Raw genomic sequence first — 11965 nt, 5'->3', positions numbered from 1 at the left:
GCCGGGCATGCGCACGCAGCCGTGGCTGGCGGGATAGCCGGGGAGGAAGCCCTCGTGCATGCCGGTGCCGCCGCTGAAGCGCATGAAATGGTGCATCTTCGAGCCTTCGAAGCGGGTGCCTGGAGGTGCTTTGTCCTTCGTGATGTCGATGTTTGCCACCACGACCTGACCGTTGGCATCGACGAAGTCACCATAGAGGTTGGACTTATGCCACTGGTCCTTCTGAATGATTTTGAAGTTCCCCATGATGGTCGTGTGCTTCTCATCACCCGTGGAAAGGGCCGACACGCCGGCGAGGGAACCGCCTTTGTAGAAATAAGCCTTCTGATCGCTGAGGTCGATCACGATGCTGGGGGCGCCCGCCATGCCATCGCCATCCCAGTAGGAGACGAGGTCTTGATTGTAGAGAGCCGAATGCGGCACGGTGGCGGGATTAAAGGCCTCCAGATACTGGGTCTGTTCACGCGAACCACCCGAGTTCGCGCATGAGGCCAGCGTGCAGAGCAGGGCGAGGGCGGTGAGACGTAGAAACAGGTCGTGTGTGAGCATCTCGATCAACGGGGGGCAGGGGACGGAAAGCGGCGCGGAGAATGCCGCACAGGCCTCCTTCTGTCCACTGCTTACTGCCTTTTCGCCCTGGCGTGGTTTTGAGATCACTCATGGACTGATGGGAAAAGGTTTCTTGAGATGGCTTGCAGGAACCCCGCTCTCAATGCGTATGGATGTGCCTGTTTTTGATCAGAAAACCATGAATACCACCCCGTCATCCAACCGCCGTTCCTTCCTGACCACCGCCGCTGGCGCTGTGGCAGCCCCTTTCATCCTGCCTTCCCGCGTGTGGTCGGCGGAAACCGCGCCGAGCTCGCGAATCAACATCGGCTTCATCGGCATGGGCAAGATGAACAGCGGCCACCTCGGCAACTTCCTCGGTCGTGAGAGTGTGAATGTCGCCGCTGTCTGCGATGTGGACACGAACCGCCGCAACAACGCCAAGGCCACCGTCGAAAAGCGCTACGGCGAGAAGAAAGACGGCAGCTACAAAGGCTGCGATGCCTATGCCGACTTCCGCGAGCTGCTGGCCCGCAAGGACATCGACGCCGTCGTCGTCGCCACGCCTGACCATTGGCATGCCTACATTGGCATCGCCGCCGTGAAGGCTGGCAAAGACGTCTATGGTGAGAAACCACTGACCCACAATGTCCACGAAGCCCTCACGCTCACGAAGGCTGTGCGCGACAGCGGTCGCATCTTCCAGACCGGATCGCAGCAGCGCTCCAGCAAGGAATTCCGCGTCGCCTGCGAGCTCGTCCGCAACGGCGTCATCGGCGAGATCAAGACCATCACCACCTCCTTTGGTGATCCGGCTCCGGTTTATAACCTCAAAGAAGAGCCCGCCGAACCCGGCCTCGACTGGGATCGCTGGTGCGGTCCAGGCCCGCTGAAGCCCTACAGCAGCGTCCTCAGCCCTCGTGGTGTCCACAATCACTTCCCCGCCTGGCGCATGACGCGCGAGTTCGGCGGCGGCATGATCACCGACTGGGGCGCGCACCATATCGACATCGCCCAGTGGGGCCTTGGCATGGATGAAAGCGGTCCCGTCGAAGTCCGCTCCGCCGGCCCTGACAAAAAGCGTGGCGCACAGCTCGTCTATGCCAATGGCGTCGTCCTCACCCACGGCGAAGGCAAAGGCGTCTCCTTCTACGGCACCGAAGGCGAGATCCATGTGAATCGCGGTAAGTTCGGGCTCATCATCGGCGGCAAAAAAGTCCACGGCTTCATGGACAAGGAAGTGGACAAAGGCACCTCCCTCGACCGCGAAGTCGTGCTCTCCGAGCGCGAGTTCCTGAAGGATGCGAAGATCAAACTCTACGACAGCAAGAACCACCACGACGACTGGCTCAACAGCATCAAAACGCGCGAGCGCCCCATCTGTGATGTCGCCGTCGGTGCCACCACCGTCATCTCCTGCCACCTCATGAACATGTCCTACTACAGCGGTACCAGCTTCAAGTGGAACCCCACCGAGCGCACCTTCGCCGAAGGCGGCGATCCAAAGTGGCTCACCCGCGACTACCGCGGCGAGTGGGTGGTCTGAGCCATCTCCCAAGCCTCGTGCTTGAAACCCCAAAGGCGGCCTCCTCACCGGGGCCGCTTTTTTCATGGGCATCCTTCACACGCACTCCACTAGAGTCGAGCCCTTTGCCTGTAGGCCCTGGGAGCGCGGTAATGGCCGTCATCGCTATAGCGAACTGCACTTTTTGAGAAAAATCATAGCGTTCGGCGGCGAAATTGTTTATTAAGATACATTAAAGGTCAGTCCGTTGACCTCGTCTGCCCTGACATGCGTGCTCCTTCGTCCAAGTCTGCTCCTGCCCCGAAGGCTCCCTCGGCCCCGCCGAAGAAGCCGCGCAAAGTTGGCGGCATGACGTTCGATGTGAATCTGAATGTCGATTCCCCGAAGATCCGGGACATGGAACGCGCCGCGCTCAAGCGGCGCGGTTTTAAGTGGGCGATGGGCCTGATCATCCTGATCTGCCTGGGCACGCTGCTGAAGATCACGGTGCGTGAGGCTTTCCTGAAAAATCCGCAGTTCAGCCTGAAGCAGGTCGTCGTGCGGACCGAAGGCCCGGTGACAGCGCAGAAAATCGTGCGCACCAGCGCCCTGACGCACGGCATGAATCTGCTGACGGTGAACATGCGGGAGATTCAGGGCCGCATCATGACCCTGCCGCAGGTGCGCAGCGTGAAGATCACCCGTGACTACGAGGGCCGTCTGACTCTGGAAGTGAAGCAGCGTCAGCCCGTAGCTTGGATCGAGTGCCCGAAGCTCGGCATGATCGCGCGACAGCCGGACACGGGCCACTTCATCGACGCGGAGGGCGTCACCTTCCCCTGTGAAGTCGTAACGGATGCCTACGCTGCCCTGCCCTCCATTCGCTACGAGGCGCTGGTGCAAAATCATCCCGGCGCGGCCATCTCGGATCTACCGGTGAAATCCGCCCTTTCTCTCCTGAAGGAACTCCAGCAGCGCAGTGAGCAGGGCGCACCGGAAGTCCGGGTGATCCACATCGAAAAGCCCTGGTCCCAAGCCGCCCTGTTGGCGGACAACTCACGCATCCTCTTTGGCACCGATGACCTGGGCGAGCAGCTCGCGCGGCTCGACCGCATCTGGCTCGAAGCCCGGCATCGGGAGTGGAAGATTGACACGTTGAATCTGCTCGTGCGCAAGAACATGCCCATCACCTTTCGCGAGCCACCGAATCTTCAGGGATTGCAGGATCCCATGACTGCCTCTGTGACCCCTGCAACCTCCACTTCCGTTCGTTAATCCCATGGCAAAGAGCACCATCTACGCAGGACTCGAGATCGGCACGAGCAAGATCTGTGTCGTCGTCGGCGAGGCCAAACGCGACGGCACCATCAAGATCCTCGGTGTCGGCACGGCCCCATCGCGCGGCGTGCGCAAAGGCGAAATCGTGGATTTCCAAAAGGTCCAGACCGTCCTCAATGATGCCCTCGTACGTGCCGAGGAGCCGAGTGATGTGATGATCCGCACCGTCTTCCTCGGCGTGACTGGCGGTCACATCAAATGCGTGAACAGCCGCGGCGCGTGGCGTCTGAAAGAAGACCAGGCCGAGATCACCGAAGACGATGTCGAAGAAGCGAAGGAGATCGCCCGCAACATCGAGATACCCCAGGACAACGTCTTTCTGCACAGCATCACCCGGCAGTACATCGTCGATGGCATGGAAGGCGTAAGGCACCCCATCGGGCGGGAAGGCCGCGTGCTGGAAGCGGATTATCACATCATTCACGGCGTGCGTGGCCGCATCCAAAACGCCGTCAAATGCGTCCGCGAAGTGCCGCTGGAAGTCGAAGACGTGGTCTTCACAGGCATCGCCGCCGCGCAGGTCGTGCTGAACCGTGAAGCCAAAGCCCAGGGTGCCCTCATGATCGACATCGGCGGTGGCACTGCCGACTATGTTTTGTATGAAGACGGCATGATCGCCGCGTCCGGGTGCGTGCCGCTCGGCGGTGATCACATCACGCAGGACATCGCCATGGCGGTGCAGATCCCCGACCGCCGTGCGGAGGAGCTGAAAGTCACGGAAGGCTCATGCATCTTCGAAGACCTCACGCCTGATGACATCGTCCGCGTGGAGGACGACAACGGCTTCATGATCGCCGAAGTCGAGCGCTCTTTCCTCAATGAAGTCATCTACCTGCGCACCCGTGAGATCATGGAGCAGGTGAAAACACGCTGCGAGGGCCACATCGGCCAGCTCGCCGCAGGAATTTATCTCACCGGAGGCACCAGTCTGCTGAAAGGGATTGACGTCGTGGCACAAGATGTGTTTGAGAGGAAGGTGACGCGCGCCGGCTCGGCTCCCGTGAGTGGTGTCACAGCCACCTTCGAGAAACCGCAGTTCTCCGCCCCCATCGGCCTCATTCGCTATGCCCAGATCCTCGATCAAGAGAAGCCGTTCATGTCCCCGCTGCGCAAGTTGGGGCGAAAAATGGCTGACCTCCTGTCCGTCGTCTCCTAAAGCCCATTCTTCATTCATCGTTAGCGCCGTCTCCCACCCTTCACTCCCACACCGCCATGGTTGAATACGATCGCCAAGCCCTCAAAGAAACCATCGAGCCAGGCTCGCTGAAAACCTGCATCGTCGGTGTCGGCGGCGCGGGCGGAAACGTGCTGGACCGCATCACGCTGGACCGCACCGTGGATGCAAAGCTCGTCTCCATGCACACGGACATCCGCGTGCTGAACCACACCATGACCCCGAACAAAGTGCAGCTCGGCATTGAGCTCATGCGCGGCATCGGTGCAGGGGGTGATCCCGATCTCGGGCGTGAAGCAGCTCTTTTCTCCCGTGAGCAAATCCGTGAAGCCGTGGAAGGCCATGACATCGTTTTCATCTGCACCGGCCTCGGTGGCGGCACCGGCTCTGGAGCCGCACCCGTCATCGCCGAGATTGCCAAGGGCACCGGGGCGCTCGTTTTCCTCACCGCCACCATGCCCTTCACTTTTGAAGGCAAGCGCCGCATTCAACAGGCTGAGCAGTCGCTTTCCCAGCTCCAGAAGCGGGCCGATGCGCTGATCCTTTTTGAAAACAACCGCATGGGCGAGCTCACCCTGCCCAAGGACGGCATCCAGAAAGCCTTTACCCAGGCCGACCAGCTCATCGCCCAGTCCCTGCGTGCCGTTTCCACCATTCTCACCACGCCTGGGCTCGTCAAACTCGGCCTCGATGACCTCACCGCCGCCCTCAGCACCTCGAATGGGCGCTGCCTCTTCGGCTTCGGCGAAGCTCGCGGCCAGAATCGCGGCACTGAGGCTCTCAAGCGCGCGCTCAAGTCTCCGCTCATCGACCAGGGCCGCCTCCTGCACCAGACGAAGACCCTCCTCGTCCACATCGCAGGTGGGGAATCTCTCACGCTCCTCGAAGTCGATGCCGTCATGAAGCAGCTCGGCAAAAACGTGCCGGATCAGACGCACATCCTCTTCGGCGTCGCCGTCGATGCGAAGCTCGGCGACTCCGTCTGCGTCACGTTGCTCAGCTCCCTTGGTCTCGCCCAGCTCAATACCTTGGCCGCCGCCGCACCGCCGGTGGAAATGATGCCTCACAAAGAGCGTTCCATGCCCTCCATCATGGAAGCGGTCACCCCCGCACCCAAAGCAGCCGCGCCGAAACCCGCCAGGAATGAATCGGTCAAAAGCGCACCCTTGGCTGAAGACATGGACATGCTCTTCCGCACCGAAGAGATCACTCCTCCCGCCCCACGCGCTCCCGAGCCTGAAACCGTGCAGGAGGAAGTCTATGAGGAGGTCTATGAGGAAGTCGCCGTCATCGAAGCGCCCGCTGCCATCGAAGAGCAAATCCCCGACGAAATCATCATCGAGGAGCCCGTCGCCGCCAGCCTCCCTGAGCCAGAACCCGAGCCCGTGAAGCCTGCCCGACCACGCATCGAGGACTTCATCCGCCAGACCGTCGTCCGCCCATCGACCACGAGCAACACCCTGGCCTCCGTGGTCGCTCGCAATCCAAGTCCAGCCGTCGAAGAAGCCCCGCTCATCCCCGCCACCCGCAGCAATGGCAAGACCAGTGAAGAGGAAGCCCAGATCGCCTTCCGCTTTGGCAGCGAAGAGGATCGTGGCCGCTTCCAGAAGACCGAACCCGTCCTTGCTGATGGTGGCGAAGACCTCGATGTCCCCACCTGGATGCGCCTGAAACGGAAGCTGAAACGATAGTCGGCCCCTGCAAAAACTGATTTCAGTACACACGGTGGATTGACACGAAGGGCGTGCATCCCTTCATTCGCCCTCCGATGTCCGCACCCGCTTCACCCATCCCCGCCGTGACCGTGGAAAACCTGACCAAGGTTTTCAAGGCAGGCCTTGGGCAGGCCCCCTTCACCGCCGTGCGCGAGCTCTCGCTGACGGTGAACGATGGCGAAGTCTATGGACTCATCGGCCCCAACGGCTGCGGCAAGTCCACAACGATGAAAGCCATCCTCGGACTGGTGACCCCGACCAGCGGACGCACGTCCGTTTTTGGTAAACCAAGCACCGAAGTAGAAAGCCGCCGCGACGTGGGCTTCCTGCCCGAGAACCCCTATTTTTACAAGCACCTCAACGGCCTGGAGACGCTCCTCTTTTACGGTCGGCTGTGCAGCATGAAAGGCGCTGAACTCAAAGATCGCGCAAAGGAAATGCTCGCCATCACCGGCCTCGAAGACGCGGCGGACCGGCGCGTGTCCGGCTACTCGAAAGGAATGCTGCAAAGACTCGGCCTCGCCCAGGCACTGCTGCACCGGCCACGTCTCGTGGTGCTGGACGAACCCACCGCAGGTGTCGATCCCTCGGGCTCGCGGAAGATTCGTGATCTCATTCTCGGCTTCAAGGAGCAGGGCATCACCGTCCTGGTCACCAGCCATCTGCTGGAGCAGATGCAGGAGGTCTGCGACCGCGTGGGCATCATGGGCCACGGGCAAATGGTGCGTGAAGGCCGGCTCGATGACCTCATCGCCGTCGAGAATGAAACCGAACTCGTGCTTTCCGATGCCACGCCCGAATTGCTCGCCGAGATCCGCGCGCTGGTGGAATCCAAAGGCCACGGCGCGAAGCTCGTCCGCACCGGTCATCCGCGCACGACACTGGAAAAGCTCTTCCTCGAAGTGGCAGACAAGTAATCAACCACCCATGTCCCTCCCCTTCTCCATCCCACGCATCTGGACCTTGGCCGCCGCCACGGTGACGCAGCTCCTGCGGATGAAGATCATGGCCTTCCTGCTGGTCTTCTGCGTCATCGTCGTGGCAGCAGGATTCGCCTTTCCCGTGATGAATCCCGAGCAGCAGCTCAAACTGCTGAAGGATGTCTCCTTCGGTGCCTTGCAGCTCTTCAGCATGGTCATCGCCATCTGCGCCACGGCGCTTCTACTGCCTCGTGATCTGGAGGACCGCACGCTCTACACCATCTTGTCGAAGCCCGTTCCGCGCTTCGAGTATCTGCTCGGGAAATTGTTCGGCGTGCTCATCCTCATCGGTGCCGGACTGGTGCTCATGGACATCGCCTTCAGCATCGTGCTTTGGCTGAGGGAAAGCCTCGTTCTTGCGCAGTCCGTCGCCGCACTCCAGCAGGAGGGCACAGCCACGCCAGAAGCCATCTCACAGATTAAAGAGATCGTTGGGAAGCAAGGGCTGACCTGGAATCTGCACCTCGGCGTGGTGGCCATCTTTCTCAAAGCGACCGTCATCACAGCTCTGACACTGATGATCTCCTGCTTCGCCAGCAGCACGCTTTTCACCATCGTGATCTCCTTCCTCATCACCATCGCGGGACACGGACAGGGGCTTATTCGCGAGTATTTCCTTTCAGGACAGGGCGGCCTGTTCAAAAAGCTTTTCTCCGCTCTGCTGGCGATTGTGACGCCGGACATGGGCGTCTTCGACATCGTCGATAACGTCATCAATGGCGAGCTGGTGACACTGCCATCCTTCGGCCTCATGGCAGGCATCGCCACGGCCTATGTCGTGGGATACTCAGTCGTCTCCCACCTGCTGTTTGTAGAAAAGGAACTCTGATGAAGCGTCACCTCCAGGCCTTGGCCGTGTTGCTGCTCCTCGGCGCTGTGAAGCTGCCTCTGGAAGAAGCGACCACTCAGCGCTTCCGGGTAGCCGGCCTGCTCAGCACACCGCTCAGCCTCGGACTGCGTGAGAATCTCAGCCAGATGGGTTTCGCGGCCTCACTCGGCGGCTTGAGGTCACTTGTGGCAACGATCACTTATCTCCAGGCCAACCACGCATGGGAAAACGTGAACTGGGGCAAGGTGGACAGCCTTTTCCAGCTCACCACCAGTCTTCAGCCCCACTACACCAACTACTGGGACGAAGCCTCCTGGCACATGGCCTACAACGCCGCGTCGTATTACCTCCAGGACGAAAAAACCGAACCCTTCGTGCGCGGCAAACTCTCCGAGGAACACGTGAAGCGCGGCATCGCCATCCTGAAGGAAGGGCTGCGGTATTTGCCCGATGACGCGCGCCTGTGGCATTCACTCGCCGAGATTTATGAGCGCCGGTCCCACGAGCCGAGGCTCGCAGCGGCGGCTTATCTTCAAGTGTACCGCATCACCAGAAACAACCGCTACGCCCGCTTCGCCGCCTATCAGTATGCCGAGACTGCGGATCCGGAACTGTGGAGAAAGGCTTATGATCTTCTGCGCGCTGCCTATGAGAAGAAGAACCAGCGCACCCCCAGCCTGCTCGACACACTCAAGAAGCTCGAAGAACGGCTGAAGATCCCGATGATGCAGCGCATCCCCGATCAGCGGAAGCCCATGGAGATCGCTCCAACGGAGCTGGGGCCGATCAGGTAAAGGGGTCGCCTTTTCGCGGGCATCAGCGGCCCGGCGAAATAGTGCAGCATGTTCTATGAAGGCAGCTTCAATGATAGCTGGCCCAAGAAAGGCGGCAGTAGTGCTTCCATGGACGAGATCTCTCCGTCAAAGTTTCACGATTTGAAAGCCAACGAGTTGATACCCTTGCGTCCCTCACTTTTGAGGTGTGCTAGCATTGTCTCGTAACACCCTGATTCAGAGAACTTGGATCGTGAAACTCGAAACACGCATTTGGAATGAATCACTGCTCCGCCAGATACCGGTGCTGCTGTCTTTCCACCGGCGTGCGGAACATCATGGCGACGGTAAAGGTGGTGACGGTGCCGAACATGATGCGCCAGGGGAACTCAATGACGGGCATCCACTCAGGCCGACTGATGCCCTGGGCACCAAAGAGGCCCATGACGTCCTTGTCCAGCCCGCTCATGTAGGCCACGACGACGAAGCCGGCGATCATGGCGATGACGTTGCCGAAGTCGCTGCCGCGGGTGCGGGTGAACAGGCCAGTCATGAAGACGCCGAGCAGCGAACCATAGGTGTAACCGAAGATGCCGAGAATGATCGGCAGGATGCGGAGTTGAGGATTGTGGCTGGTGACATAAGCGGTTGCCAGCGCGACGGAGACCAAGAGTGTGGCAAAAAGCACGGTGCCGAAGCGCAGGACGCGCACTTTGCCCTCATCCGTCTTTGGCTCGCCAAACCAGCGGAAGTGGAAGTCGCGCACGTAGCTGGTGGCGAGTGAATTCAGCGCAGTGCTGAGGGAGCCCATGGTCGTGGCTAAGACACCCGCGATGACGAGTCCGCGCAGCCCCGCGGGCATGACGGTAAGCACGAAGTAGGGGAAGACTTTGTTTGAGGAGACCACGCCGGTGACGCTCTTCGGCAGCAACTCATCGACGTTTTGTTGGTAGAAGACATAGAGCAGGATGCCGATGCCGAGCACGACGAGCGTGATGGGCACATCCGCCACGCCGGAGAGGATGGTGGCGACAGCGCTCTGGCGTTTGTTTTTCGCCGTGAGCATGCGCTGCACCATGTCCTGATCCGTGCCGTGCGTGGCCAGGGTGACAAAGGTGGAGCCGAGGAAAGCTGCCCAGATGGTGTACTCCTGCTCCAGCACGTGCTTGATGTTACCCCAGAAGCCCGCGCCTTCTTTGAGCCCGAGATCCCACACCGCGAGATCTTTTGGCCCCGTGAGCATTGCCACCGCGCCGCCCCAGCCGCCGGGGATGTGGCCGAGCAGGTAAATCAAAGAGAAGCTCAGCGCACAAACGAGCACGCCGATCTGGATCACGTCCGTCCAGATCACCGCGCGAATGCCGCCAAGCGTGGTGTAAACCGCTGTCGCCAGTGTGACGAGAATCAGCGCTACAGCGGTGAGCCAAAACTCGGTGGAGGGGGAGATGGTCTGCGCGGGATTATTGAGATGCCAGATGATGACGAGGATCATCGTCGGCACCCAGAGCCGCGTGCCGCTGGCGAGCAGTCGCGTGACCAAAAACACGCCCGATGAGAGACGATGCGTGATGGGCCCGAAGCGCGTGCCGAGGAACTCATAAATGCTCACGACGCCGTGTTTGTAATAAGCCGGTATGAACACCGCACTCACGACCACACGCGCCAGCAGGTAGCCGACGATGAGCTGGATATAAGTGAAATTGCGCAGCGCGTAGCCCTCGCCCGGAGCGCCGAAGAACGTGCCAGCGCTGATCTCCGCCGCCAGGATGGAGGCAAGCACTGCCCACCACGCGATCTGCCGATCCCCAAGCGCGAATCCTTCCATCGAGCCGCTCTTGCTACGCTGAGACAGGCCGATCCACATGATCAGGCCAAAGTAGGCGAAGAGGACGACGGCATCGAGAAGCAAGGCGGAGGACATGGGCGCGAATATGGAGCGCGCTCGCTTCCTTCGCCAAGATATATCTGGAAGCAGTCAGCCCACGGAACGTAGAATGAGCCACCATGAAAACCGCCTTTGCCTTGTTCCTCCCCCTGCTGCTCCTCGCCGCTTGCAAGCCCGCTCCCGATGTGCCGGACGCTGCCTCATCTGCTAAATCCGGCAAACCACAGGTCTATGTGGCGAACTACCCACTCAAGTACTTCGTCGAGCGCATCGGTGGAGATGCCATCGAGGTGAAATTCCCAGCTCCGGGCGATGAAGACCCCGTCTTCTGGCAGCCCGACGATGCCGCCGTGGCCGGCTTCCAAAGCGCAGACCTCATTCTCATGAATGGTGCCACCTACTCGAAGTGGGCAGAGAAGGTCACGCTGCCGCAATCGAAGCTCGTGGACACTTCCGCCGCCTTCAAAGCGCAGTTCATCGAGATCAAGGCCGATGCCACGCACAGCCACGGTCCCGGCGGCGAGCACAGCCACAGCGGCACCGCCTTCACTACCTGGATCGACTTCCAGCAAGCTATCCAACAGGCCGAAGCCGTCTCCAAAGCGCTAACGAAGTTCGCTCCCGATGCCGAGAAGAACTTCGCTGCGCTAAAAGGCGAACTCGAAACTCTTGATGCACGCTTGCTCGCCGTCGGCAAACGTCTCGCCAATGCCCCACTCGTTGCCTCGCATCCGGTGTATCATTACTTCGCACGACGTTATGCGCTGAACGTTAGGCCCGTGCTCTGGGAGCCCGAGACTGTGCCTGATGACAAGGCCATGGAAGAACTCAAAGGCATCCTCGCCACGCATCCTGCGAAGTGGATGATCTGGGAAGGTGATCCCGCCAAAGACAGCGTGGCCAAGCTGGAAGCCATCGGCGTGAAAAGTGTCACCTTCGATCCCTGTGGTAACGTGCCGGACGGTGGCGATTTCATGGCTGTGATGAAGGCCAATGTGGAGGCGTTGGAGAAGGCCTTTCCATGAGCCTCTAGGGATGGGTGGTTTGAGAGTTGATTTCCAGACACCCGGCTAAAAGAATTTCTGAAAATGTGTTTGACGGTTTAAAGCTCTGTGGCACACTCCGCCACCCTCAGCCCAATCCATGAACTACCATCTGAAATCACTATCAATCTTCCAAGCGCTCTCCGAGCGTCGCGGGATTGCTATGTGTGGCCAG

10 protein-coding genes are annotated in these 11965 nt (G+C 60.1%); 8 read left to right on the top strand and 2 right to left on the bottom strand.

Annotated elements, in window-relative coordinates:
- The coding region (locus AC6FTP_RS22675) for a L,D-transpeptidase family protein (protein ID WP_497209189.1) at positions 1 to 549 on the bottom strand (549 nt) is incomplete at its 3' end.
- Positions 550 to 748: 199 nt separating this feature from the next.
- Between AC6FTP_RS22675 and AC6FTP_RS22670 the strand changes: the two genes are divergently transcribed.
- From AC6FTP_RS22670 to AC6FTP_RS22640, 7 genes are all read left to right on the top strand, one after another.
- Positions 749 to 2095 (top strand): Gfo/Idh/MocA family protein, encoded by a 1347-nt coding sequence (locus AC6FTP_RS22670; RefSeq protein WP_497209188.1) that lies wholly within the window; start codon positions 749 to 751, stop codon positions 2093 to 2095.
- A 246-nt stretch (positions 2096 to 2341) separates the two neighbouring features.
- The gene (locus tag AC6FTP_RS22665) at positions 2342 to 3328 is read left to right on the top strand and encodes a cell division protein FtsQ/DivIB (protein WP_497209187.1); all 987 of its coding nucleotides are present in this window, start codon (positions 2342 to 2344) and stop codon (positions 3326 to 3328) included.
- 4 nt (positions 3329 to 3332) lie between these two features.
- On the top strand, positions 3333 to 4547 hold the full coding sequence (ftsA, locus tag AC6FTP_RS22660; protein ID WP_497209186.1) for a cell division protein FtsA: 1215 nt from the start codon (positions 3333 to 3335) through the stop codon (positions 4545 to 4547).
- A gap of 56 nt (positions 4548 to 4603) precedes the next feature.
- Positions 4604 to 6256 (top strand): cell division protein FtsZ, encoded by a 1653-nt coding sequence (locus AC6FTP_RS22655; protein ID WP_497209185.1) that lies wholly within the window; start codon positions 4604 to 4606, stop codon positions 6254 to 6256.
- Between the two features lie 77 nt (positions 6257 to 6333).
- Complete coding sequence (locus AC6FTP_RS22650) at positions 6334 to 7197, top strand: ABC transporter ATP-binding protein (RefSeq protein ID WP_497209184.1); 864 nt, start codon at positions 6334 to 6336, stop codon at positions 7195 to 7197.
- A 10-nt stretch (positions 7198 to 7207) separates the two neighbouring features.
- Positions 7208 to 8089: an ABC transporter permease gene (locus AC6FTP_RS22645; protein WP_497209183.1), complete on the top strand. Its 882-nt coding sequence runs from the start codon at positions 7208 to 7210 to the stop codon at positions 8087 to 8089.
- Positions 8089 to 8883: a tetratricopeptide repeat protein gene (locus tag AC6FTP_RS22640; RefSeq protein WP_497209182.1), complete on the top strand. Its 795-nt coding sequence runs from the start codon at positions 8089 to 8091 to the stop codon at positions 8881 to 8883. Before AC6FTP_RS22645 ends, AC6FTP_RS22640 begins: the two co-directional genes overlap by 1 nt.
- A gap of 262 nt (positions 8884 to 9145) precedes the next feature.
- On the opposite strand, the gene AC6FTP_RS22635 is transcribed toward AC6FTP_RS22640, so the two are convergent.
- Positions 9146 to 10783: a sodium:solute symporter gene (locus AC6FTP_RS22635; RefSeq protein ID WP_497209181.1), complete on the bottom strand. Its 1638-nt coding sequence runs from the start codon at positions 10781 to 10783 to the stop codon at positions 9146 to 9148.
- Positions 10784 to 10866: 83 nt separating this feature from the next.
- On the opposite strand from AC6FTP_RS22635, the gene AC6FTP_RS22630 reads away from it, so the two are divergent.
- Positions 10867 to 11772 (top strand): metal ABC transporter substrate-binding protein, encoded by a 906-nt coding sequence (locus tag AC6FTP_RS22630; RefSeq protein ID WP_497209180.1) that lies wholly within the window; start codon positions 10867 to 10869, stop codon positions 11770 to 11772.
- Positions 11773 to 11965 lie beyond the last annotated feature (193 nt).

The organism is Prosthecobacter sp. (assembly GCF_044378005.1).
In the GTDB taxonomy this organism is placed as follows: domain Bacteria; phylum Verrucomicrobiota; class Verrucomicrobiia; order Verrucomicrobiales; family Verrucomicrobiaceae; genus Prosthecobacter.
Note: the sequence above shows the minus strand (reverse complement) of the source record. Positions and strands in the feature narration are given on the sequence as shown.

Excerpts from the sequence above, each read along its gene's own strand:
- AC6FTP_RS22670 (WP_497209188.1), top strand. The coding sequence starts at position 749 with ATGAATACCACCCCGTCATCCAACCGCCGTTCCTTCCTGACCACCGCC.
- AC6FTP_RS22665 (WP_497209187.1), top strand. The coding sequence starts at position 2,342 with ATGCGTGCTCCTTCGTCCAAGTCTGCTCCTGCCCCGAAGGCTCCCTCG.
- ftsA (WP_497209186.1), top strand. The coding sequence starts at position 3,333 with ATGGCAAAGAGCACCATCTACGCAGGACTCGAGATCGGCACGAGCAAG.
- AC6FTP_RS22655 (WP_497209185.1), top strand. The coding sequence starts at position 4,604 with ATGGTTGAATACGATCGCCAAGCCCTCAAAGAAACCATCGAGCCAGGC.
- AC6FTP_RS22650 (WP_497209184.1), top strand. The coding sequence starts at position 6,334 with ATGTCCGCACCCGCTTCACCCATCCCCGCCGTGACCGTGGAAAACCTG.
- AC6FTP_RS22645 (WP_497209183.1), top strand. The coding sequence starts at position 7,208 with ATGTCCCTCCCCTTCTCCATCCCACGCATCTGGACCTTGGCCGCCGCC.
- AC6FTP_RS22640 (WP_497209182.1), top strand. The coding sequence starts at position 8,089 with ATGAAGCGTCACCTCCAGGCCTTGGCCGTGTTGCTGCTCCTCGGCGCT.
- AC6FTP_RS22635 (WP_497209181.1), bottom strand. The coding sequence starts at position 10,783 with ATGTCCTCCGCCTTGCTTCTCGATGCCGTCGTCCTCTTCGCCTACTTT.
- AC6FTP_RS22630 (WP_497209180.1), top strand. The coding sequence starts at position 10,867 with ATGAAAACCGCCTTTGCCTTGTTCCTCCCCCTGCTGCTCCTCGCCGCT.